Below are 524 nucleotides of genomic sequence, written 5' to 3' on the forward strand. Positions count from 1 at the left end.
GTGTTTTTTTTCTAGCCATGTTTCCACCCACACACGCGTTCACCTAGATTATTGTGCTTTAAGATCTCTCTTGCTAAGTTTGAACTGATGGCGTTCAGATCTTGCCTCTCTAAATAAATTGGCAACCAACCAACACAAGAAGGAGCGTATTTATTTGTCGCGCAACCAGTCAGAGAGAGCAGTACGCACATCAGCATCACTTTTTTGATTAACTTCACTTTCCACCTCCAGACGTGTTGTGGCTGCTTTTAAAGCTTTTTCTGTTTGCTTTTGTTGCTCTGCTTTTTTCCCAAGAGTAAAAGCTCTTGCTAAAATCATAAAAAAAGCAGCTAAAGCCGCGCCTATTAACAGCAGATTTCTTTTCATCCATAAGATCATAGGCGGTGTTCCTGAAAACGTTTGGCAACAAAGAAAATACCAACACATGCGGCTAAAACCATAATGGTTGCCAAAGCCCATTGGATTGGTCCATTTCCTGCTAATAAGCCTCCAAGCCCAGAAAAAGAACCAATAATCGGTGCAAG

The 524-nt window shown here is 41.4% G+C and carries 1 protein-coding gene and 1 pseudogene; both read right to left on the reverse strand.

Annotated elements, in window-relative coordinates; all coding sequences use genetic code 11:
- Positions 1-150: 150 nt before the first annotated feature.
- The gene (locus ACFIL3_RS11215; protein ID WP_375627820.1) at positions 151-378 is read right to left on the reverse strand and encodes a hypothetical protein; all 228 of its coding nucleotides are present in this window, start codon (positions 376-378) and stop codon (positions 151-153) included.
- A pseudogene (locus ACFIL3_RS11220) lies at positions 375-524 on the reverse strand (lysozyme); the annotation flags it as partial. The pseudogene ACFIL3_RS11220 and the gene ACFIL3_RS11215, both read right to left, overlap by 4 nt.

This window comes from Bartonella sp. CE47NXGY (genome assembly GCF_042195415.1).
Lineage (GTDB): Bacteria > Pseudomonadota > Alphaproteobacteria > Rhizobiales > Rhizobiaceae > Bartonella.